Genomic DNA, 21590 nt, shown 5'->3' with positions numbered 1-21590 from the left:
TGCCGGTGACGGGCTGTCGTGACACCGCGCAGGCCGCGACGAACTTGTGGATCGCGCCCGGCAATCAACTATTGAATCGGGTCACCAGTGCATTGAGTTCATGGGCGGTGGACTCAAGGTCGCCACCAATGCTGCAGGAGTGCACGGCAATATCGGCATTCTGGTCCGAGACCCGGGCGATATTGCTGATCTGCTCGGAGATTTCCTCGGCCACATGGGCCTGCTGCTCCGACGCCGCGGCCATCTGCTGGCTCATCTGGTGAATGCGCTCCACCGCCGAGTTGATGCCGTCCAGCGCCTGCTGGGTGCTGACTACCTGGGTCACCCCGGAGCGCGCCTCCACGCTGCCCTGGCGCGCCACTTCCACGGCCTGGCCCGCCACCTGCTGCAGGCTCTGGATGATGCGCTGGATGCTCTGGGTCGATTCCCGGGTCTTCGACGCCAGGGCCCGCACCTCATCGGCGACCACGGCGAACCCCCGGCCCTGCTCGCCGGCCCTCGCCGCCTCGATGGCTGCGTTCAAGGCCAGCAGGTTGGTCTGCTCAGCGATCGAATGGATCATGTTCGCCGCCACCTGGATCGACTGGGTTTCCTGCGCCAGGCCTTCCACCGACTGGCTAATCGCATCCACCGTATCCGCCAGTTTCTCGATCACCACCCGGGAACGGCGCGCCTCCTGGGAGCCCACCTGGGTCAGCTCGTTGACCTGGTCGGCCGCGGCGGCGGTGTCATGGATGTGCACTGAAACCTCGGCGATCGACGAAGCCATCTGGTTCATCGCCGTGGCCGCCATGTCGGCTTCGTCGCGCTGCTTGCCCAGGGCCGACTCGGCCTGGCGCGACAGGTTCTGGCTGGTGGAAGCCAGTGACGCCGCCTGGTTGGCGTAGTCCCCCAGGCGGCTGAGGGCGGTACGGATCTTCGCCGCCTCGCTGATCAGGATCATCTGCAGGCGTGCCACCGGGCCTCGCTCATCGGTATAGGTGCGGGCAATCAGCTCGCTGTCGAAACTGCCCAGGGACACCGCGCTGATGCGCCCCAGCAACTGCCCGGTGCGGTAGGCGCCGTGGGCCTGCACGGCAAAGAGCCCGAGCAGCGCCACTCCCAGCCCGGCCCAGGGCCCGGCCAGCCAGCCGGCCATGGCGCTGGCCAGTACCGCCAGCAGCGGCGGCAGCACAAACACCCCGGCGCCCAGCAGCCGATGGCGCCAGGGCGTGGCCAGGCGGGTGCTGCGCAGGTGCGAGTACAGGGCGGCGGCGCGCTCCACCTGCTGGCGCTCGGGCTTGACCCGCACCGATTCGTAGCCGGCAATCACGCCCTGGCTGAATATCGGTGTGACATAGGCGTTGACCCAGTAATGATCACCGTTCTGGCAACGGTTCTTGACGATACCCATCCAGCTCTTGCCGTCCTTGAGGTAGGACCACATATGGCCGAACACCGCTTCGGGCATGTCCGGATGGCGCACGATGTTGTGCGGGCTGCCAATCAGCTGTTCGCGGCTGAAACCGCTGACCGCAACGAACTCGTCATTGCAGTAAGTGATCTTGCCATGGGTATCGGTGGCGGAAATAAGCCGTTGTTCGGCAGGAAACACCCGCTCACGCTGAGTCACCGGGAGATTGTTTTTCATTTGAAAAACCTCGCAGGAAGTCTGGTAATTGCTCGTCATGATCAAACAGCAACTGGCGCATCCTGCGATTACCCGAAGACTTCTTCTGCGTACCTGCAGAACTTTCCCGAGCCTGATGAGCAATCCACTACAACAACTGCCCAGCGCCCGACCGAATCGAGTTTAGATAGCACTTTTAATCGCGCTATTGCCTCCAGGGAAATAACTTCCCTGGCAACGGAACTAGATTCAACACGCTTGACCTGGATCAATACTTAGCCTGGCAAGCAATGCCCCGGCCGCCCCTGGTTGAGAACCGATGGCCCATCACCTACCTTCTCCAGGCCCCTAAGCCATAGAGCCGCGCCAATGCCTGCCTCCTGCCAAGAAACTGCCCGCCTGCTACTGCGCGCCCCGACCCTGGACGACCTGCCCCAGGCCTGTGCCATCCATGGCGACCCGCAGACCAACCGCTTCAACCCCAACGGCCCGATCAACGCTGCCGCCTGCGCCGACAAGCTGCACGGCTGGATCGAACACTGGCAGCAGCACGGTTTCGGCTACTGGGCCATCGCCCTGCGCAGCGACCCGCAACGGCTGATCGGCTTCGGCGGGATCATGCAGGGCTTCTTCGGCCACGAGCCGGGGCTGAACCTGTACTTTCGCTTGCGCCCCGAGGCCTGGGGCCAGGGCTATGCCGCGGAAATGGCCCGGGCCGCCCTGCACCTGGCCTTCAGCGAACTGCATGCACCGCGGGTCACCGGCCTGGTGCGCCCCGACAACCTGCCCTCGCGGCGCGCCCTGGAGCGCCTGGGGCTGAGCCTGGACGGCGAACTGGATGATTTTCCCGGCCAGGCGCCGAGCCTGCTGTACCGCATCAGCGCGCCGGACAACCCAGGCCCGGGCTGACCCTCAGGGCAGGCACCCTGGCAGCCTGCGCGGCGGACTCAACGGATTCGAGGATTGACAAAGCGGTCGCCGGCTTTTAAAACTGGGCGCCTGATTCTTGAGCCTGCAGCGACCATGTCCCCAGCCACGCCCTTCATCCTTCGCACCATTGGCCTGTCGGCCAAGGTCGAGGCGCGCGTGGCCTGCAGCTCTAAATCGAAGAAACAGTCGCTCATGTGACCGGGGCGCTGTGTCCCGTCAGATGAGCTGACAGGACCTCAAGCGCTACGGACACCCTCCCCCTGCTTACCGCCCTTCTACTCTTCTGACGACGACCCGACGGTCAACCATCAGGAGAACACGCATGTCATCGTTTCAAGGTATCTGGGTCCCTATCGTCACCCCTTTCATCGACGGTGCCGTCGATTTCGCCGCCCTGGGGCGCTTGACCACTCACCTGCTGGAAAGCGGCGTAGCCGGGCTGGTGGTTTGCGGCACTACCGGCGAGGCCGCGGCCCTGGACAAGGACGAGCAGTTGGCGGTGCTCGATGCGGTGCTGGAGCGAGCCCCCGCCGGGAAGGTGATCATGGGGCTGGCGGGCAATAACCTGAAGTCGCTGCTGAGCCTGCAGGAACAGATCCTCGAGCGTGCGGTGGCCGCCTTGCTGGTGCCCGCGCCCTACTACATCCGGCCGTCGCAAGCAGCCCTGGAGAGCTTCTTCGCCACCGTGGCCGACGCCTCCAGCGTGCCGCTGATTGTCTACGACATTCCCTACCGCACCGGGGTGAGCCTGGACACCGCTACTTTGCTGAACATCGTGGCCCATCCACGGATCGCGGCGGTCAAGGACTGTGGCGGCAACCTGGAAAAGACCCTGGCGCTACTGGCCTGCGGGCAGATCGAAGTGCTGTGCGGCGAGGACCTGCAACTGTTCAACGCCTTGTGCCTGGGCGCCCATGGGGCCATTGCGGCCTCGGCGCATATCCACCCGCAACGGTTCGTCGCCTTGCTGCAACAGGTCCGGGCACAGCAACTGGACGCGGCCCGGAGCACCTTCATGCAACTGGTGCCGCTGATCAAGGCGCTGTTCGCCGAGCCCAACCCGGCGCCGGTCAAGGCACTGCTGGCCCACCAGGGGTTGATCGGAACGCAGTTGCGAGCACCGATGCACGATTGCAGCGCCGCCCTGCAAACCCTGCTCCGCACCCTGTAGGAGCGGGCTTGCCGGCGAAGAGGCCGCCACGGCTTGCACCCGCCCCAGGTAGGCTTTCGCGGGCAAGCCAGCTCCTACAGCGATGCGACATCGGTGGGGTTCTTGCAGGTGCCTTCAGCGGATGGGCGGAATGCGGATCTGCCCGGCGCGGCACTGGTTCTTCACGCCTTTGCCGCAGGCGCCGAACTCCAGGTCCTTGGCCAGGCAAACACGAACCTCGGACAGCTCGGGGCCGCTGCACAGAATGGCGATGCCGTTCTCGGCGATCCCCGGGTTGCTCTGGCGAAACTGCTGGGCAATCTGGCTGGCCTCGAAATAGCGCACCGAGGTCGAAGGCTGCAGCGCCTCGGGAATCTGTACCCTGGCCAGGGCCTTGTCCGCAGCATCCAGGTACCCCATGGCCCCCAGGCCGCTACAGGTGCCGTGCTTGCTCCATTCATGGTTCATCAGCTTGGCGGTGGGAAACAGAGTCAGGCCCTTGGCCCGCTCCTGGGCATTGAGCTGGGTCAGGGGTGGGCAGGACTCAGGCCAGCCACCCTTGGCGTATTGCGGCCACAGGCCGTGCAGGACAAAACCGTAGCCCTTGCCGGTGCACTGCTCGTTTTCCGGGTGCATCAGGCAGAAGGTCGGCGACCAGGAAAGGGTCAGCAGGTAGTAGTCGAAGGTGCCCGCCACCGAGTCGCGCTGCTGCTTGGGCTGACGTGCGTCGCTGATGCCCACCATCCCCAGGGTCAGCACCAGGGCTGCCATCAGGGTAAAAAACTTTCTCATCGTGACCTTCTCCTTGGGAAAGCGCATCGTCCTGGCCCCGCCATCGGGGTGGAACGGATTGAAAACAACCTGATCTTTCTGGCAGGCCGGCGTTGCCGGAACATGACAGCAATTGCCCGGTGTCCCGCAGAAGCCGGTCAGGCAGCGGCCCGGAGAATACCCGCCAATGCCCTAGGCGGCAGCGCCCTCACTGCGCCGATACAGGCCGACACCCAGCGCCAGCACCGCCAGCAGGCCGGCACAACTGCGGTTGACCCAGCCCATGACCCGGGCGGAAAAGCGCCATGGCCCGCCTGCCCCCCACGGCATAGAGGCTCATCATCAAGTAGTCCACCAGGGCGCTGACCACGGCCAGGATCAGGTACTGCTCGGCCACCGGCTGCTCCGGGCGCACGAACTGCGCCCTTGTTCAAGGCCAGCAACATCGAGGGGCCGGGGGTAATCATCACCGCGCTGACGGTGACGATGTACAGCAGCAGGGTTGGTATATCCATGGGTTCGCTCCAGGGTCATCCGCCGCGATCCGAAATCGCCCGGAGCACCTCATGGCGCCCACCACGCGGGGGGCAAAATATGACGGATCACTGCAGCACCGGGCAAGCACGACGGACCGCACACGCCTCTCAGGCGTCAGGAACGCTGACGAAGATGCTGTAGCGGGCCCCTTCCATGGCTTCGAAGGCGATCAGTTTCTGCACCAACGGTTCGCTGAGCACCTTGCCGGCATTGAGCAGCAACATGCCGTTGTCGGCATTCAGGTTGCGCCGCAGGACCATCCCGGCCTGCAGCTCCCGGGTTCCCAGGACCCTGACCGTCGGATCATCGACGGTGACATCGCTCTGGTAGGCGGCACAGACCTGGACAAAGTCTTCCACCAGATTCGGGTCGTACAGGCGGCCCGCGTACTTGCGAATGAACAGCAGGGCTTCATCGCTGTTCATGTGCCGCTCCAGAATCAGCCCGCACTGCAACTCGATGAAATCCACCGCCAGCTTCAACAGCCGCGAGCCCCAGGGAATCGCCTCGCCCTTGAGGTGCTGGGGAAAGCCGCTGCCGTCCCAGCGCTCCTGATGATGAAGGATCAGCCGCGCGGCATCCTGCATCGGTTCCAGTGCCATCAGCACCGATTCGCTCTGCTCGGGGTAGGCGCGGTAGCGCGCCTGATCGGTATGGCGCAACAAGTCCGCCGGCGCCAGCAGCATGGCATCGCTCCAGCTCAACTTGCCGATGTTGTACAGGGCCGCCGCCATGGTCAGGTCGCGGCTGCTGGCCTCGTCCAGGCCGTGCCTTTTGCAGCAGGCACGCACCAGTTCGATGATCTTGCGGTTGGTTTGCTTGTCCGCGGGCAGCCGCAGGTTGGCCAGCAGCGAAAACACCTCGGTGGCGGTCACATAGCTGTGCTTGAGTTCTTCATAGGCCAGGTCGAGCATGTCGGCAGTCTGCTGCAGCTCCGCGGTCCGCGAGGCCACATGCCGTTCCAGGCTGGCGTTGCTGGCCTTGAGTTGCTGGTTCTGCTCCAGAACCAACTGCTGCAAACGCTTGAGCTCACGCTCGGCGAGCTGGTGCTCCAGCGTCTGGCGCAGAATCAGCAGCAGCTCTTCGTCATTCCAGGGCTTGCTCAGGTACTGGTGGATCTGCCCGTCGTTGACGGCCTTGATGATGGTGTTCAGATCGGCATAACCGGTGAGCAGGATTCGCCGCACCGCCGGGTACTTCTCCCGCACCCGGGCCAGCAGGGTCGCGCCGTCCATGCCGGGCATGCGCGCGTCGCTCATCACCAGGTCGACGGGGCCTTCGGCGAGGATCTCCAGCGCTCTGGCGCCGCTGTTGGCCAGCAGCACTTCATAGGGCTCGGGACGCAGCAGGCGCTTGAGACTGTTGAGAATCGACTCCTCGTCGTCCACCAGCAACACACGTGGACGCCTACCTGGCTCAACCGGCTGCGGATCTTCCATGGGGCTCTCCCTGTGCGGCATAGGCTGCCCCGCTCCGTGCTCACGGACGGCTCGGCAGCGGTGGTTTTTTCCAGACAATCCTAGATGAGTTTTTTATTTTCACGCCATTGCCCCCCGCGAAATAAATTCGTCAGCCGCGGCACTGCGCAATGACTATGCTGACAACGTTGCAAGGCGGGCTCAGGGTACTAGGGAAGGTCTATGGACGCTGGCAGTGACGCACAGACAAAGGCACAAGACGCCTCGGACCAGCCCCCAGGGCGGGCCAACCGACGGATCCTGATTGTCGATGACAGCCCGGCAATCCATGAGGACTTCCACAAGATCCTGGCCCCGCGCCAGGCCCCGGACCTGAGCCAGGCCGAGCAACAGTTGTTCGGCCACGCCACGATGCCAGCGCAGCAAGCGCCCTTCTGCCTCGATTCGGCGTTCCAGGGCCAAGAGGCCCTGGCCCGGGTCGAAGCGTCTCTGGCCCTGGGCCTGCCCTATGCCATGGCGTTCATCGACATGCGCATGCCCCCCGGCTGGGATGGCCTGGAAACCATCGAGCGCTTGTGGAACGCCGACCCGGACCTGCAGATCGCCCTGTGCACCGCCTATTCCGACTATTCCTGGGAAGCCATGGCGCAACGCCTGGCATTCGGCGACCAGTTGCTGATCCTGAAAAAGCCCTTCGACAGCCTGGAAATCCGCCAGATGGCCAGCGCGCTGACCTGGAAGTGGCAGATGGCACAGGACGCCCGGCAGAAACTCGACGACCTGCAACAGACCATCGAAAGACGGGTGGCCGAACTGCTCAAGGTCTCCCATCTGCTGCACTACGACGTGCTCACCGGCCTGCCCTCCAGCACCTTGCTGGGGGACCGCCTGGGCCAGGCCATGGCGCGGGCCCGCCGTTATGAGCAGCGGCTAGCGGTGATGTTCTTCGGCCTGGACCGGTTCAAGCGGATCAACCATGCCCTGGGATACCCGGCCGGGGACGAGTTGCTCAAGAGAATCGCCCGGCGCCTGGAACAAGGCATGCGCGAGTCGGACTCGCTGTTTCGCTACGGCTCCGACGAGTTCGTGGTGGTGCTCCATGACCAACAGCATCCGGCGCAGATCCGCGCGCTTGCGCAAAAGCTGCTGGCCACCGTGAGCCAGTTCGATGACATCGCCGGGCACGACCTGCAGGTGACGGCCAGCCTGGGTATCAGCCTGTACCCCGAGGATGGCCAGGATGCCCTGGCGCTGATCAAGAAAGCCGAGATGGCCATGCGCACCAGCAAGGAACAGGCACCGGGCAGCTACTGTTTCTTCACCGATGACATGACGCACCGGGCCCGGGAGCAGCAATACCTGGAATCGGGGATTCTCCAGGCCCTGGAGCGCCGGGAGTTGCACCTGCATTACCAGCCGAAAATCCACCTGGCCTCGGGCAATGTGGTAGGCGCTGAAGCGCTGATTCGCTGGCAACGCCCGCAACAGGGCTGGATCAGCCCCGAGCTGTTCATTCCAGTGGCCGAAGACAGCGGCTTGATCACCCGCATCAGCCAATGGGTCCTGAGGGAAGCCACTCGCCAGTGCCGGGCCTGGCAGAACGCCGGCCTGCCCCCTGTGCCGTTGTCCATCAACCTGTCGGCGGCTGACTTCAGGCAGCCGCAACTGCTCCAGCAACTGCGCGACGCGCTCAGCGACAACGCCCTGGACCCGGCCTGGCTGGAACTGGAAATCACCGAAGGTGTACTGCTGCAGAACGTCGAGGTCACGCTGGCTACCCTGCTGGCGATCAAGGCCCTGGGCGTGCGCCTGGCCGTCGATGATTTCGGTACCGGCTATTCGAGCCTGAGCTACCTGCGCAAGTTTCCCGTGGATGTGCTCAAGATCGACCAATCCTTCATCCACGGCCTGAGCCACGAACACAAGGACGCCGTACTGGTCAGCGCCATCATCAACCTGGGGCGCAGCCTGAACCTGAAGGTCATCGCCGAAGGGGTGGAGACGCACCAGCAACTGACCTTTCTCCAGCAGCAAGGCTGCGAGGAAGCCCAGGGCTACTACTTCAGCAAGGCCCTGCCCGCCGAAGACTTCGCTCGCCTGCTGGGCAAGCACAGGCCGCAGTTCCAGGTGACGGACCATGACCACTGAACAACCGCGCCAGCCGCCGCGCCGCCGCGCACGGGTACTGCTCCTGCTGCTCTGGGCAGGGCTGGGCGCCAGCAGCCCGAGCGCTTTCGCCGCGCCCCTGGACGAACCGCTCAAGCCGTTGCCCGCACCGCCGGCACTCGACCCGCAGCGGGTCGAGCTCGGGCGCCAGCTGTTCAACGAACCGCGCCTGTCCCAGGACCATAGCCTGTCCTGTGCCAGCTGCCACCGGCTGGACCAGGGCGGGGCCGACTCCCAGGCAAAATCGCCGGGTTTCAAGGGGCAACCCACCCGGGTCAACACCCCCAGCGTGTTCAATGCCGCGCTGAACTTCCGGCAGTTCTGGGACGGGCGCGTCGAATCCCTGGAAGCGCAGATCGACAGCGTCGTGCAAAGCCCCAGCGAGATGGGCAACACCTGGCCGGCGCTGATCCGCACCTTGAGCGATGACAGCGCCTACCAGAAGTCCTTCGGTGCCCTGTACCCGGACGGCATCACCGCGGCCAACGTGCAGAACGCCCTGGCCAGCTATGAAAGGACCCTGCTCAGCACCAACTCGCGGTTCGACCAGTACCTGCAAGGCAATACCGACATCCTCAGCCTGGAAGAAAAATACGGTTACCAGCGCTTCAAGGATTACGGCTGCATCGCCTGCCACCAGGGGGTCAATATCGGCGGCAACATGTTTCAGAAGTTCGGCGTGATGGGCGACTACTTCGCTGCCCGGGGCAACCCCACGGACGCCGACCAGGGGCGCTTCCTGGTCACCGGCGACGAACAGGACCGCAACGTGTTCAAGGTGCCCAGCCTGCGCAATGTCGCAGTGACTGCGCCCTACTTCCACGACGGTTCGGCGCCGACCCTGGAGCAGGCTGTGGAAGTCATGTTCAAGTATCAGCTGGGGCGCCCGCCCAATACCCAGGACATCAGCCTGATCGTCAAGTTTCTCAAGACCCTGACCGGCGAATGGCAGGGCAAGCCCTTATGAAGCTGTCCCGACGCGTGCCGATCATGCTGCTGTCGCTACTGACCCTGAGCCTGGTGCTGGGGCTGGCCTTTCTCTACTTCAAGACGGTGATCGGCCAGCCCTCGAACTACATACTGGCGCGGGACCTGATCAGCCATATCAAGCAGTTGAATGCCCAATGGGAAACCGAGGTGCTCAAGGCTCGGATCGCCATTACCCACGACTACGATCCACTGGTCATGCCGGTGCAAGAGATCAACCAGCTGTGGAACCGCTTCGATCAGCTTTCACAACAGAACCACAATGACCCGGCCGCCTGGACGGCCGGCCACCAGGCGTTCATCGAGGCCTTCCAGGAAAAGGCCGGCCTGGTGGAGCGTTTCAAGACCCACAACGCGGTGCTGCGCAACTCCCTGGCGTTCCTGCCCACTGCCGAAGACGACATCCAGCGCCGCCTGGCCGGCCTTGACGACCAGGCGCGGCTGTCAGAGCAGACCATTGCCATCGATACCTATGACCTGCTGCTCAGCAGCCTGGAGTTCGCCCAGGTTTCCAGCGACGACCGGGCCGCAGACATCCTGGTGGGGCTGAACAAACTGGCGGTCAACAAGGAGCGCCTGCCCGAACCCATGCATGAGCCGGTGGAGATCCTCAGCAACCACGTCTCGGTGATTCTGCGGGAACAGCCGGTGGTCAACGACCTGCTGGAGCGCATCACCTCGATCCCCATCGCCCAGCGCCTGGACGACATCACTCACCTGCTCAACGATGATCAGTACCAGGCCGACCAGCAGGACCAGAAGGCTCATCACTACCTGCTGCTCTTCGCCGGCCTGATGGTGATTCTGATTCTCTACCTGGCCGTCAGGCTGGTACGCAGCTACGCCGTCATCCGCCGGGTGAACACGGCCCTGCAGAGCGCCAACGAGCACCTGGAACACCGGGTCGAGGAACGCACCCGGGAGCTCAAGGAAGCCCAGAGCGAACTCATGGACAGCGCCCGCCAGGCGGGCATGGCGGAAATTGCGACCAACGTCCTGCACAACGTGGGCAACGTGCTCAACAGCGTGAATATCTGCAGCGAAGTGCTCAGCCGCACCCTGCGCTCCAGCAAGGCGCAAGGGCTGGGCAAGGCCATGCAGTTGATCAACCAGCACCAGGATGACTTGGGGCGTTTTTTCACCGAAGACGACAAAGGCAAGCTGCTCCCCAGCTACCTCAATCAATTGGTGGAAGCCATAGCCACCGAGCAGCAGGGCATGGGCGAAGAACTGGCTCAGTTGGCCCGCAGCGTCGACCACATCAAGGAAATCGTCGCCACCCAGCAATCCTATGCCGGAGCCTCTCGGCTGATAGAACCCTTGCGGGTCGCCGAGCTGATCGAAGACGCCCTGCGCATGAACTCCGGCGCCCTGGCCCGGCATCAGGTCACGGTGGTCAAGGACTATGGTCCGTTGCCCCCGGTGATGGGCGACAAGCACCGCATGCTGCTGATCCTGATCAACCTGATCAGCAACGCCAAGTACGCCATGTCCAACCTCGATGATCATTCGCGGACCCTGACCCTGAGCGCCAGAGTGCTGGACGGCCAGACCCTGAGCATCAGCGTCAAGGATGAAGGCGAAGGCATCCCCGCGCAGAACCTGACGCGGATTTTTTCCCACGGCTTCACCACCCGCAAGGACGGCCATGGCTTCGGCTTGCATAGCTGCGCCCTGGCGGCCATGGAGATGGGTGGACAATTGAATGTGCACAGTGATGGCCCCGGCCTGGGCGCCACCTTCACTCTGGACATCCCGCTGATCAGCGCAGAGGACCCATGATGGACCAGTTGAACAATCGCCGGATCCTGCTGATCGACGATACCCCGTCGATCCACGAGGACTTTCGCAAGATCCTCACCCCGCCCGAGGCAGACGACAACGGCCTGGATGACCTGGAGGCGCAGCTGTTCGGCGCCACGGCCAAGCCCCGGCAACAGCCTTTCGAACTGGATTCGGCCTACGGCGGCGAGGAAGGCCTGGCCATGGTCTGCCAGGCCCAGGAGCGGCAGCGTCCCTATGCCCTGGCGTTTGTCGACATGCGCATGCCCCAAGGCTGGGACGGCGCGCAGACCATCGAACGCCTCTGGCAACAGGACCCGCGGCTACAGGTGGTGGTGTGCACCGCCTACTCCGACTATTCCTGGGAAGAGCTGCTGGAGCGCCTGCAGGGTCATCACCGCCTGCTGATCCTGAAGAAGCCCTTTGACAACATCGAAGTCCAGCAGATGGCCAACACCCTGACCAGCAAGTGGGAAATGACCGCCCGTGCGCTTTTGCAAATGCATCACCTGGAGCACCTGGTGCAGCAGCGCACCGAAGACCTGAGGCAGGCCGGGGCGGCGCTGCAACTGGAGATCGACGAACGCAAGCAGTTGGAAAACCAGCTGGTGCAATCGGAAAAACTGGCCTCCCTCGGGCAACTGGCCGCCGGGGTCGCCCACGAAATCAACAACCCCATCGGTTTCGTGTCCTCCAACCTCGGCAGCCTGGCAGGCTACCTGCAGCAGCTCGACCAGATGCTCAGCGCCTATCGCCAGGCCGAAGAAGCCATCGCCGCGCCGGAACTGCGCAAGCACCTGCAGAGCCTGCGCGAGAGCATCGACCTGGACTTCCTCCAGCAGGACATTCCGGTACTGATCAGGGAGTCCAAGGAAGGCATCGGCCGGGTGGCGCAGATCGTCAAGGACCTGAAGAACTTCTCCCGGGTCGACATCGACCAGCAATGGCAGCTGGCGAGCCTGCAACAGGGCATCGACTCGACCCTGAACATCGTTGCCAACGAACTCAAGTACAAGGCCGACCTGGTCACCGACTACCAGCCGTTGCCGGAAATCGAATGCCTGCCCTCCCAACTCAATCAAGTGGTGATGAACCTGGTGGTCAACGCGGCGCAGGCCATAGGCCCCGAGCGCGGCACCATTACCCTGCGCAACGGCGTGGACGGCGAGCGGGTCTGGCTGGAGGTCAGCGACAGCGGCTGCGGCATCGACCAGGAGCACCTGGCCAAGATCTTCGACCCCTTCTTCACCACCAAGCCGGTGGGCCAGGGGACCGGCCTGGGCCTGTCGCTGTCCTACGGCATTATCAAGAAGCACGGCGGGCAGATCAGCGTGCAGAGCCAGCCCGGCGTCGGCAGCACCTTTCGCGTGGAACTGCCGATCCGGCAGGCGCGTCAGGAGTTGCCCGCACAACCCTAGCCAAACCGCCCCCCTACCGCTAAGGCCTGGCACAGGAGCTGTCCATGAACCGCCCCGACGATTCGATCAAGCTCGGCAAGCAAGCCCGCAAGGACTGCCCCCGCAGCTCCCATTCCGATCCCGGGCAGATCAAGCGCGACCCCTTGCCGTTGATCGAGGCCTCCAGCCAGGGCCGGGTCCAGTCCCTGGTGGCACTGCGCTACGGGCGCATGCTGGTGTCGCCCTTCACCTTCTACCGTGGCAACGCCCTGCTCCAGGCCCACGACCTGGCCAGCACCCCGGACATGGGCCTGCGCTCGACCATCTGTGGAGACTGCCACCTGATGAACTTCGGCGGCTTTGCCACCCCCGAGCGCAACCTGCTGTTCAGCGTCAACGACTTCGACGAGGTCCATCCCGGCCCCTGGGAGTGGGACCTCAAGCGCCTGGTGGCGAGCTTCCTGATTGCCGCCCGGCACCTGCGCCACGGCCCGGGGGTCGAAGAGGCCCTGTGCCGCGAACTGGTGGGCGCCTATCAGCGCAGCATGGCCACCTGCGCCGGGCAAAGCGCACTGGAGATCTGGTACGACGCCCTGACCTACGAAGACCTGCTGCACCAGGCGCGCTCCAACAGCGACACCCTGGAGCATGTGCAACGGGCCATCGACAAGGCCGCCCGGCGCACCCATGCCGAGCTCCTGCCCAAGATCAGCGAACGCGACGCCCGGGGCCGCCTGCTGATTCGCGACGACCTGCCGGAAATCTTCCACCTGCACAACACCACCAGCCTGCTGGACCCCGACGATGACTGGATGCGCCTGGAAGACTGGCGGCCGCTGTACGACACCTTCATGCGCGACTACCGCGGCACCCTGCAGGCCGACCGCCGCGACCTGCTGGCACGGTTCCAGCCCAGCGACCTGGCCTTCAAGGTGGTGGGGGTTGGCAGCGTCGGCACCCGCTGCCTGGTGGCGCTGCTCACCGACGCCCAGCAGCGGCCACTGTTCCTGCAATTCAAGGAAGCCCGGCGCTCGGTGCTCGCCGACTATGTGCGCGAACGTTCAAAGCCAAGGCACAACGGCCAGCGGGTGGTGGAAGGCCAGCGCCTGATGCAGTCCGCCAGCGATCTGTTCCTGGGCTGGACCACCGGCCCCAACGGCCGTCATTTCTATGTGCGCCAACTGCGCGACATGAAGGTCTCGGCGGAACTTGAGACCTTCGACGAGGACACCTTCGCCGCCTATGCCAGGATCTGCGGCCGGGCCTTGGCCCGGGCCCACGCCAAGGCTTCGGGCCAGGCCGCGCGGATCAGCGGCTACATCGGCAAGAGCGAAACCCTGGCCGAAGCCCTGTGGCACTACGCCCAGGCCTATGCCACGCAGAACGAACGGGATTTCGAGCGTTTCCAGCAGGCCTGCCGCAAAGGCCGCCTGCAAGCGCGCTCGGAGGCCGACTTCGCCGCCGACCACCTGCCCTGAAACACAGGCTCAGGTGATCGGGCGCGAGGCCCGGGCGGCTTCGCCATAGAGCTTCAGCAGGGCCTCCTGGTCCAGCGGCGGGCTCAGGTGCGGGCCCTGCACCTCATCGCACTGAATGTCGCGCAAGACCCCGAACTGCTCTGCGGCCTGCACCCCCTCGGCGACCACCCGCAAGGACAATGCATGCCCCAGGTCGACAATCGCCTCGACAATGGAGCGTCCGGCATCGTTGTGGCTGAGTCGGGCGATGAAGCTGCTGTCGATCATCAAGCCATCCAGGGGGAAGGTCTGCAGGTACTGCAGCGCCGAGTAGCCGGTGCCGAAATCGTCGATCAGCAACTGCACCCCCAGCGCCTTGAGCCCCTGCATGATGGTGAGCACGTGGCGGCTGTCATCCAGCAGCACCTTGTCGGTCATTTCCAGCTCCAGGCGTGACGGCTCCAGGCCGCTCTGCTTGAGCACCGCCGCGATCCGCGCCACCAGCTGGCCGCGCAGGAATTCCGCCGGCGACAGCTTGACCGCCAGCAGTCGGCCTTCCGGCCAGGCTCGCGCCGCACGACAGGCTGCGTGCAGTACCCAGTTGCTCAGCGGCAGGATCAACCCGGTGTCCTCGGCAATCGGCACGAACACGTCCGGCCCCAGCAAGCCATGCTGGGGGTGCTGCCAACGCACCAGGGCCTCGGCGCCCATCAACTGGCCATCGAACACGCGGTAGCGCGGCTGGAAATGCAGGAGCAGCTGGTCCTGCTCGATGGCATGGCGCAGGTCACGCTCCAGGCGCCGCCGTTCGATGATCCGCACATTCATGTAGGGCGCATAGAAACGCCAGGTGCTGCGCCCCGCCGCTTTCGCCTCGTACAGGGCGATGTCGGCAAAGCGCAGCAGTTCTTCGGCCTGGGAGGCGTCGCCCGGGGCCCGGGCAATGCCGATGCTGGCGCTGATGAATACCTCGTGCCCGGCGATATAGAACGGTTCCTCGATCCGCTCGATCAGCCGCCGGCACAAGCCTTCGATCTCGTGGCCGGCCACCTGGCCGGTGACCACCAGGACAAACTCGTCGCCGCCGACCCGGGCCACCAGGTCCTCGCCGCGCAGGCACTGGGCCAGGCGCTGGGACACCTCGTGCAGCACCTGGTCGCCAGCGGCGTGCCCCAGCAGGTCGTTCACCGGTTTGAAACGGTCCAGGTCGACGCTGAGCATCAGCAGGGGTTCCTGCAGGCTCGGCGGGGCCTGCAGCCGGCCTTCGAGAAACTCCTGCATGCGCGTGCGGTTGGCAAGGCCGGTCAAGGCATCGTGCTGGGACAGGTACTCGACCCGCCTTCGAGCCGCGACCTCCTCGGTGATATCACTGGCGGTGCCGCGAAAGCCCCCGGCGGCCATGGCCCGCACCGACAGGCGACAGACTCGCGACTGCCCCTGGCCATCCCGGTACAGGCACTGCTGGATCGCCTGGCAACGCCGCTCCGGGGCCGCCAGCCACTGGCCCAGCGAACCCTGTTCGCAGCTCAGCAGCTCGGTCATCGGCCGCCCCAGGGTCGACTCCCGGGTCAACCCGGTGACCGCCTCGAAACGTTCGGACAGGTAGGTAAAGCACAGCTGCCCGTCGACTTCCCAGATCCAGTCGGACGCAGCTTCAGCCACATCGCGAAAGCGCTCCTCGCTCGCGGCCAGGGCCCAACGGTTGGCGCGCAGCGCCTGGACCTGCCGGTCCATGACCTGCGCTGCAGCATCGGCGCGGCGCAACAGGAACACCGCCATCAGGCCCACCAGCAGGCCAGCCAGCAGCAACAGCGGCATCACCAGCACCAGCAACTGGTGCCCGGGGCGCGCCGGCCGCCATTGCAGGGTTCCTGCGCCGTCGGGCAAGTACAGGGTCGGCAAGCTCTGGTCCGTGGCGGCACGGGCCACCTGCAGATGCTCGATGTCCAGGCCTTGGCCCAGGGCCAGTAACCGCGGCGGATCGAAACGGGCGACGAAGATCAGCACCGACTGCGGCCCGGCATCAGGGCGCACTTGCGGGTCGTTGCCCGGGCCTATGACAGCGGCGAGCACCAGCGCCGGGGTGCCGGCAATCGACTGGTAACGGTCCACCACCTTGCCGCCCGCCTCCCGCGCGGCGCTGACCAGGGGCGGCAACGCCTCGCCCAGCCAGTCGCGGGCATCCATCTCGCTGAGGTCGCCGGCCACCAGGGAGTACACGGTGTGGCCGGCCGGGTTGATCACGAACACCCCGTCAAAGCCCAGGTCGCGGTACAGCGTGGGGCCGAAATTCTGCCGGTTGAAGGCCCAGTCCAGGTCGACCTTAAGGTGCAGGTGCTGGTAGGCATCGCCCCAGAGGGCGTAGTCCTTGAGGGTGGTGCGGGCATTGCCGGCAAAGGATTGCAGGGCCTTGTCGATGTCCAGGCGGTTGTGCTGCTCGGCCTCGAGGTTCTGGTCGAGGGCGATGTATACCAGCAACACACCGGTGAAGAGAAACAGCGCCAGCAGGAGCCCCGAGCAACCCAGCAAGGTGGCGCGGGTCAGCGCCTGATTGGAGGTGCTGCGCCCTTGAGACGGATCAAGACCGAAGTTTTCCATAGTGCTCCAGGCGCCATAACGACAAACCGACCGGTGCGACCCTGCCTCACGCGGCCTTCGACGAAGCTCGCGCTTGCCTATTGACGATAGACAGTTTTTCCCCGCAGGGCCTGAAGAAAAGCCCCTGGCGGGGCCTGTGCGGGTATTCCCCCGGCGCCGATTGCCGGCGCCGGGGCATCCTGGAGCGGCGCGTCAGCCAGTGCCGCCGGGCACCACCGGCAGTTGCTCCACCCGGTGATAGAGGGCCAGGCCCAGGCGCTGGCCGATCTCGACCATGGCATCGCAGCCCGCCGACGGCCCGCCGATGCGCAGCACCGCATCGCAGCGTTCCAGCAGGCGCTCGGCGTAGGCATGAAAGCGCTGGTTGTAGATCTCGTCGCCCACCGCCCGGGAACCCGCCAGCCGGGTCATGGGCAACGCCACCCATTCCCCCAGTACCGGAAAGTGCCCCGCCGCCAGGACCTGCGCCGCGCAGTGCTCCATGGCCTCGACATTGCGCGCCAGCAGCGCCGGGTCATCGTCGGTACCAGAGCGATAAGGGCCGGCCACCAGCACCATCAGGCTGCGGGGCTTGAGCACATGCAGTTGCAGATATTGCAGGAGCATGATGGTCTTGCCGTCGGCGATCTCCCCACTCCTGATCATGCCCAGGGCCTGGTCGATATCCAGTTCCAGGACCTCGATGTCCTCACCTTCGTGCTCCAGCCCGCCGCCTGCGTCGATCCGGTCTTCGGCCTGGTAATGGCCAATGAAGAAATGCACACGCTCGGTCACCGAACCCGGGCTCATGAAGGCATCGAAGACCTTCTGCACCTCGCCGACCCGGTAGCCGGTTTCCTCCTGGGCTTCCTGGCGGATGCGCACCTCGGGGCTGGCGTTGTCCAGGAGCCCGGCAGCGGTCTCGATCAGGTAGCCGCTGTGGCCGTTGACGAAGGCCGGCATGCGGAACTGCCGGGTCAGCAGTACCGTGCGCCGTTGCAGGTTGTACAGCAGGATGGTTGCGCCATTGCCCCGGTCGTAGACCTCGCGGTCCTGGGCCTGCCAGCTGCCGTCGCGGCGGCGCAGCTCGAAGCTGTACTTCTTCAGCACGTACCAGTTGTCGGAGAGGGTCTTTTCGGCGGTGACGCGGATGGTTTCCTCACTCATGGCTGCTCCTGGGCTTGAAGGGGTGCGGGTCTAAACCCGGCCAGTTGTTCCAGCAATTGCGCCTGGTAGGCCGGGGCCAGGGCGAACCCGCCCGCCGCCTGCTGCAGCTGGCCGCCTGCCAGGCGGTTACGGAACCAGTCGCGGATGAAGTCCGGGGCGTAGCCGCCGGTGCCGAAGCCCCTGGCGAAGGCGATCATGTCCTGATAGACCTGCAGGTACGCCTCTTTGTCGGGGACCGGGTAGCGATTCTGGTACAGCCAGAACTGCAGGTCATAGAGCAGTTGCGACAGTGGATCGGCATGCAGGGCGAAGTAGCGCTTCTCATGGACGATGCGCAAGGCGATCTGGCGGATCAGCGGCCCCAGGTCGGGGACTGCGCTGAAATGGCCGAGCAGTTCCTCCAGCAGGGGCGAGAACGGCGCGTGGGCGACCTTGTCCAGATCATCCAGGTAATCCTGTTCCGAGGTGTCGTAGACCTCGGGCGACACCAGCCCGCGGACAAAGGCCTCGAAATCCGCTGCCAGCACTGTCACCGCGTAGTCGGCCTCCTGGTCCACATGCACCACCCGCGGCTCGCCCTCGGGCCCGCACTCGCTGTAGTCCAGGGCAACCATGTCATGGCCGGCGGAGGGGCAATCGCAGATGTACACCCCCAGGTCCGGGTAGCCCCACTCCTCGATCATGAAACGGCTGCCCAGGCCACCGCCCAGGGAATAGTCGCCATCGCAGCCGATGCTCAGAAAGCTGTCGATCGCGCAGTGGTCCTCGGCCCAGGAGGTGCCCTGCTCGGTGGGGAAACAGCTGAGGTGCGGGCGCCCGCCGTTGTAGCGGTTCATGAAGGCCACGTAGGACAGCGGCAGGCGATAGCCCAGTTGCGCCTGCAACTGGGCTATGACGCCAGGGCTGGCGGGGGGCTGGTTGATCTTGCTGCTGGTGGCCCGGTCCCAGAACGCGTCCAGGTCGATATCGTGGGGAAAGTCGCTCATCCGATGCATCCGTTGCGGTTGAAGGTCGGCCTGTGCCGAAAGCTGCACAGGCTACCGCAAACGGCCCTCAGAACCACCAACGCAGGAGGAAAAAGAACCCCATGCTCAACAGCATGCTGAGCAGGGTGTTGCGGGTGTAGATCACCAGCGCAATGGCCACCAGGGAGCTGAGCAGGTAGGGGTTGCTCCAGTGCAGGTTCAGCTCGTGGTCGGGCATGAACACGATGGGGCCGCAGATCGCCGTGAGCATGCCCGGCACCGCAAAACCGAGGAACTGCCGGGCATTGCTGCTCAGGCGCAGCGGCAGGCGCGGTTCAAGAAACACATAGCGATTGAGAAAGACCAACAGGCCCATGCCGAAGATGACTGCCCAGACCATCACGCTTGCCCCCGATAGAGTTTGTTGCAGACAAAACCTGCAGTCATGCCCGCCAGCCCCGACAGCACCAGCGCCGATCCCCAGTGCCAGTAGCTGAACAGCACCGAGCAGAACAGCGATACGGCAACGCAGACCACCGTCGGCACATTGCGCACCAGTGGCGTGATCAGGGCGATGAAGGTGGCGGCGATGGAGAAGTCCAGGCCCAGGTGCTCAAGGCCAGGAATACTCTTGCCCAGCACGATGCCCAGCAGGGTGAAGAGGTTCCAGGCCACGTAGAAGGTCAAGCCCACGCCCAGGGCGTACCAGCGATCGAACTGCTGCTTGTCGTGGGCGCTGGTCAGGGCGAACAGCTCGTCGGTGAGCAGAAAGCCCAGGCCCACCCGCCAGCGACCGGGCAGGGGCGAAATCACCGAGCGCATGCTCATGCCGTAGAGCAGGTGCTGGGAAGTCAGGAGCAAGGTGGTGAGCAGGATCGAAAAGATCCCCGCCCCGCCCTTGAGCATGCCGATGGCCACCAGTTGCGCGGCCCCGGCGAAAACGATGCTCGACAGGCCCTGGCCCTGCAGCGGTGTGAGATTGGCCTCGATGGCCATGGAACCGGCCAGCAGCCCCCAGGGCGCGGTGGCCAGGGACAGCGGCATGATGGCGATGGCGCCACGGATGAACGCGGCACGGGGTAAAAGAACGCTGGACATAAAACCCTGCACACAAGTAACGGACGCTGACTGTGCCATTTGCCGGCGCCCCTGGCTTGAACGATCTTGCGCAATTGCCCACCGCCCCGTGCAGGAGCTGGCTCCTACGGGAAATAGGGGGATGCAAACAACAGCGCCCCTCACGAAGGAGGGGCGCTGGCTAATGCTACGAGCGGATTACAGCTGGATCAGGTTGCTGATCTTCACGTCCGGATCGACGTCGGCTTCGTAGTCGACACCTTCGATCTCGAAACCGAACAGGCGCAGGAACTCTTGCTTGTAACCGACGAAATCAGTCATCTCGTAGAGGTTCTCGCTGGTCACCTGGTCCCACAGCTGCTTGACCCGGTCCTGAACCGCCGGTTGCAGTTCCTTGTAGTCGGCACGCAGGCGGCCTTCCTGGTCGATCACCGGCTCGCTGTTGTACAGGCTGTCCTTGTACAGGCCGTAGACCTGTTCGATGCAACCTTCGTGGCTGCCCTGCTCCTTCATTACCTTGAACAGCAGCGACAGGTACAGCGGCATGATCGGGATCGCCGAGCTGGCCTGGGTCACCACGGCCTTGAGCACCGACACCCGGGCGTCGCCGCCCAGGTCGGCCAGTTGCTGGCGCATGCCGATGACTTTCTGGTCCAGGTCCTTCTTGGCTTCGCCAATGGAACCGTTCCAGTAGATGTCGTGGGTCAGCTTCTCGCCCAGGTAGGTGAAGGCGGTGGTCTTGGCGCCTTCGGCCAGGACACCGGCTTCGTGCAGCGCGTCGATCCACATCTGCCAATCTTCGCCGCCCATCACCGCCACGGTGCCGTCGATCTCTTCCTGGGTCGCCGGCTGCAGGGTGGTTTCCTTAACGATTTCCTTGTCGGTGTCGACACCGCGCAGGGTCACGGACTTGCCCAGGGGCTTGAGGGTCGAGCTCAGCACTTCACCGGTCTTGGGGTGGGTGCGGCGCGGCGCGGCCAGGCTGTAGACCACCAGGTCGATCTTGCCCAGGTCGCGCTTGATGGTCTCGATGGTCTCGGCCTTGACCGCATCGGAGAAGGCATCGCCGTTGATGCTCTTGGCGTACAGGCCCTTTTCTTCGGCGAACTTGTGGAACGCCGCGGTGTTGTACCAGCCGGCGGTGCCCAGCTTGCCGTCAACGCTGCCGCGCTCGAAGAACACCCCGAGGGTGTTGGCGCCACAGCCGAACGCTGCGGTGATCCGCGCTGCCAGGCCGTAGCCGGTGGAAGCGCCGAGTACCAGTACGTTCTTCGGCCCTGCGTCGATGGCGCCCTGCTGGGTGACGTAATCGATCTGTTGCTTGACGTTGGCTTCACAGCCGACCGGGTGGGTCGTCACACAGATAAAGCCGCGAACGCGGGGTTTGATGACCATACATACTCTCCCAATTTCAAAGTGCCAGGCGCCGATGACGGCGGCGGCAGTGTCACTTGCACTAGTCGTAGACGCTCATATTCGCTTCGCGTCACCAACCTGAGGAATTTGCCCGTCAGGCCCCGGTTCCAGGGGGCATGACGGTGGTGTTGCGCGCCCGCCAAGCGCGATTGCGCACAGCCCGGGGCGAGACTCTAGCAGGTGC

General features: G+C 64.6%; 17 protein-coding genes. 7 read left to right on the top strand and 10 right to left on the bottom strand.

Features of this window, described 5'->3' with window-relative positions; all coding sequences use genetic code 11:
* Positions 1-64: 64 nt before the first annotated feature.
* On the bottom strand, positions 65-1630 hold the full coding sequence (locus tag ABCR88_RS13530; RefSeq protein WP_015635835.1) for a methyl-accepting chemotaxis protein: 1566 nt from the start codon (positions 1628-1630) through the stop codon (positions 65-67).
* Positions 1631-1978: 348 nt separating this feature from the next.
* Here ABCR88_RS13530 and ABCR88_RS13525 point away from each other — a divergent pair, with 348 nt between their 5' ends.
* Both ABCR88_RS13525 and dapA read left to right on the top strand, forming a co-directional pair.
* Positions 1979-2518 (top strand): GNAT family N-acetyltransferase, encoded by a 540-nt coding sequence (locus ABCR88_RS13525; RefSeq protein ID WP_053151926.1) that lies wholly within the window; start codon positions 1979-1981, stop codon positions 2516-2518.
* A 343-nt stretch (positions 2519-2861) separates the two neighbouring features.
* Positions 2862-3710 carry a 4-hydroxy-tetrahydrodipicolinate synthase gene (gene dapA / locus ABCR88_RS13520; protein WP_011061603.1) on the top strand — a complete coding sequence of 283 codons (849 nt, stop codon included), beginning with the start codon at positions 2862-2864 and terminating at the stop codon, positions 3708-3710.
* 114 nt (positions 3711-3824) lie between these two features.
* Here dapA and ABCR88_RS13515 read toward each other — a convergent pair whose 3' ends face one another.
* The 3 genes from ABCR88_RS13515 to ABCR88_RS13505 all read right to left on the bottom strand — a co-directional run bounded on the left by ABCR88_RS13515 (position 3825) and on the right by ABCR88_RS13505 (position 6436).
* A complete protein-coding gene (locus tag ABCR88_RS13515; protein ID WP_232643112.1) occupies positions 3825-4481 on the bottom strand; it encodes a ribonuclease T2 in 657 nt (218 codons plus the stop codon).
* 171 nt (positions 4482-4652) lie between these two features.
* Entirely contained in the window at positions 4653-4790 is a 138-nt protein-coding gene (locus ABCR88_RS13510; RefSeq protein ID WP_232643113.1) for a hypothetical protein, read from the bottom strand.
* A gap of 314 nt (positions 4791-5104) precedes the next feature.
* The gene (locus tag ABCR88_RS13505) at positions 5105-6436 is read right to left on the bottom strand and encodes an HD domain-containing phosphohydrolase (protein WP_232643114.1); all 1332 of its coding nucleotides are present in this window, start codon (positions 6434-6436) and stop codon (positions 5105-5107) included.
* Positions 6437-6637: 201 nt separating this feature from the next.
* Between ABCR88_RS13505 and ABCR88_RS13500 the strand changes: the two genes are divergently transcribed.
* The 5 genes from ABCR88_RS13500 to ABCR88_RS13480 are packed head-to-tail and all read left to right on the top strand — an operon-like array spanning position 6638 to position 14225.
* A complete protein-coding gene (locus tag ABCR88_RS13500; protein ID WP_350404713.1) occupies positions 6638-8563 on the top strand; it encodes an EAL domain-containing protein in 1926 nt (641 codons plus the stop codon).
* Complete coding sequence (locus tag ABCR88_RS13495; protein WP_350404712.1) at positions 8553-9548, top strand: cytochrome c peroxidase; 996 nt, start codon at positions 8553-8555, stop codon at positions 9546-9548. The genes ABCR88_RS13500 and ABCR88_RS13495 overlap by 11 nt, the downstream gene beginning before the upstream one ends.
* Complete coding sequence (locus ABCR88_RS13490; RefSeq protein WP_350404711.1) at positions 9545-11350, top strand: DAHL domain-containing protein; 1806 nt, start codon at positions 9545-9547, stop codon at positions 11348-11350. Before ABCR88_RS13495 ends, ABCR88_RS13490 begins: the two co-directional genes overlap by 4 nt.
* Positions 11350-12768: an ATP-binding protein gene (locus ABCR88_RS13485; RefSeq protein WP_350404710.1), complete on the top strand. Its 1419-nt coding sequence runs from the start codon at positions 11350-11352 to the stop codon at positions 12766-12768. Before ABCR88_RS13490 ends, ABCR88_RS13485 begins: the two co-directional genes overlap by 1 nt.
* 44 nt (positions 12769-12812) lie before the next feature.
* Positions 12813-14225 carry a DUF2252 domain-containing protein gene (locus ABCR88_RS13480; RefSeq protein ID WP_011061611.1) on the top strand — a complete coding sequence of 471 codons (1413 nt, stop codon included), beginning with the start codon at positions 12813-12815 and terminating at the stop codon, positions 14223-14225.
* A 9-nt stretch (positions 14226-14234) separates the two neighbouring features.
* On the opposite strand, the gene ABCR88_RS13475 is transcribed toward ABCR88_RS13480, so the two are convergent.
* The 6 genes from ABCR88_RS13475 to fabV all read right to left on the bottom strand — a co-directional run bounded on the left by ABCR88_RS13475 (position 14235) and on the right by fabV (position 21385).
* A complete protein-coding gene (locus ABCR88_RS13475; RefSeq protein WP_350404709.1) occupies positions 14235-16802 on the bottom strand; it encodes an EAL domain-containing protein in 2568 nt (855 codons plus the stop codon).
* A gap of 192 nt (positions 16803-16994) precedes the next feature.
* Positions 16995-17948, bottom strand: a complete 954-nt coding sequence (gene nudK, locus ABCR88_RS13470) for a GDP-mannose pyrophosphatase NudK (protein WP_236184819.1) — start codon at positions 17946-17948, stop codon at positions 16995-16997.
* Positions 17945-18934, bottom strand: a complete 990-nt coding sequence (locus ABCR88_RS13465; RefSeq protein WP_350404708.1) for an SMI1/KNR4 family protein — start codon at positions 18932-18934, stop codon at positions 17945-17947. The genes nudK and ABCR88_RS13465 overlap by 4 nt, the downstream gene beginning before the upstream one ends.
* Positions 18935-19001: 67 nt before the next feature.
* On the bottom strand, positions 19002-19313 hold the full coding sequence (locus tag ABCR88_RS13460) for an AzlD domain-containing protein (RefSeq protein ID WP_011061615.1): 312 nt from the start codon (positions 19311-19313) through the stop codon (positions 19002-19004).
* Positions 19313-20011 carry an AzlC family ABC transporter permease gene (locus ABCR88_RS13455; protein WP_011061616.1) on the bottom strand — a complete coding sequence of 233 codons (699 nt, stop codon included), beginning with the start codon at positions 20009-20011 and terminating at the stop codon, positions 19313-19315. Before ABCR88_RS13455 ends, ABCR88_RS13460 begins: the two co-directional genes overlap by 1 nt.
* Before the next feature lie 177 nt (positions 20012-20188).
* On the bottom strand, positions 20189-21385 hold the full coding sequence (fabV, locus tag ABCR88_RS13450; RefSeq protein ID WP_232643122.1) for an enoyl-ACP reductase FabV: 1197 nt from the start codon (positions 21383-21385) through the stop codon (positions 20189-20191).
* Positions 21386-21590 lie beyond the last annotated feature (205 nt).

Source organism: Pseudomonas sp. W17, assembly GCF_040268305.1.
In the GTDB taxonomy this organism is placed as follows: domain Bacteria; phylum Pseudomonadota; class Gammaproteobacteria; order Pseudomonadales; family Pseudomonadaceae; genus Aquipseudomonas; species Aquipseudomonas protegens.
The sequence above is the reverse complement of the archived record's forward strand: the minus strand, read 5'-3'. Positions and strand labels throughout refer to the sequence as shown.

What these genes read in the sequence shown, in the direction of transcription:
- ABCR88_RS13530 (WP_015635835.1), bottom strand. Translation starts at nt 1,630, where the DNA reads ATGAAAAACAATCTCCCGGTGACTCAGCGTGAGCGGGTGTTTCCTGCC.
- ABCR88_RS13455 (WP_011061616.1), bottom strand. Translation starts at nt 20,011, where the DNA reads ATGTCCAGCGTTCTTTTACCCCGTGCCGCGTTCATCCGTGGCGCCATC.
- ABCR88_RS13485 (WP_350404710.1), top strand. Translation starts at nt 11,350, where the DNA reads ATGGACCAGTTGAACAATCGCCGGATCCTGCTGATCGACGATACCCCG.
- ABCR88_RS13460 (WP_011061615.1), bottom strand. Translation starts at nt 19,313, where the DNA reads ATGGTCTGGGCAGTCATCTTCGGCATGGGCCTGTTGGTCTTTCTCAAT.
- ABCR88_RS13525 (WP_053151926.1), top strand. Translation starts at nt 1,979, where the DNA reads ATGCCTGCCTCCTGCCAAGAAACTGCCCGCCTGCTACTGCGCGCCCCG.
- ABCR88_RS13505 (WP_232643114.1), bottom strand. Translation starts at nt 6,436, where the DNA reads ATGGAAGATCCGCAGCCGGTTGAGCCAGGTAGGCGTCCACGTGTGTTG.
- ABCR88_RS13480 (WP_011061611.1), top strand. Translation starts at nt 12,813, where the DNA reads ATGAACCGCCCCGACGATTCGATCAAGCTCGGCAAGCAAGCCCGCAAG.
- ABCR88_RS13465 (WP_350404708.1), bottom strand. Translation starts at nt 18,934, where the DNA reads ATGAGCGACTTTCCCCACGATATCGACCTGGACGCGTTCTGGGACCGG.
- dapA (WP_011061603.1), top strand. Translation starts at nt 2,862, where the DNA reads ATGTCATCGTTTCAAGGTATCTGGGTCCCTATCGTCACCCCTTTCATC.
- nudK (WP_236184819.1), bottom strand. Translation starts at nt 17,948, where the DNA reads ATGAGTGAGGAAACCATCCGCGTCACCGCCGAAAAGACCCTCTCCGAC.
- ABCR88_RS13515 (WP_232643112.1), bottom strand. Translation starts at nt 4,481, where the DNA reads ATGAGAAAGTTTTTTACCCTGATGGCAGCCCTGGTGCTGACCCTGGGG.
- ABCR88_RS13510 (WP_232643113.1), bottom strand. Translation starts at nt 4,790, where the DNA reads ATGCCGTGGGGGGCAGGCGGGCCATGGCGCTTTTCCGCCCGGGTCATG.
- ABCR88_RS13490 (WP_350404711.1), top strand. Translation starts at nt 9,545, where the DNA reads ATGAAGCTGTCCCGACGCGTGCCGATCATGCTGCTGTCGCTACTGACC.
- ABCR88_RS13500 (WP_350404713.1), top strand. Translation starts at nt 6,638, where the DNA reads ATGGACGCTGGCAGTGACGCACAGACAAAGGCACAAGACGCCTCGGAC.
- ABCR88_RS13495 (WP_350404712.1), top strand. Translation starts at nt 8,553, where the DNA reads ATGACCACTGAACAACCGCGCCAGCCGCCGCGCCGCCGCGCACGGGTA.
- ABCR88_RS13475 (WP_350404709.1), bottom strand. Translation starts at nt 16,802, where the DNA reads ATGGAAAACTTCGGTCTTGATCCGTCTCAAGGGCGCAGCACCTCCAAT.
- fabV (WP_232643122.1), bottom strand. Translation starts at nt 21,385, where the DNA reads ATGGTCATCAAACCCCGCGTTCGCGGCTTTATCTGTGTGACGACCCAC.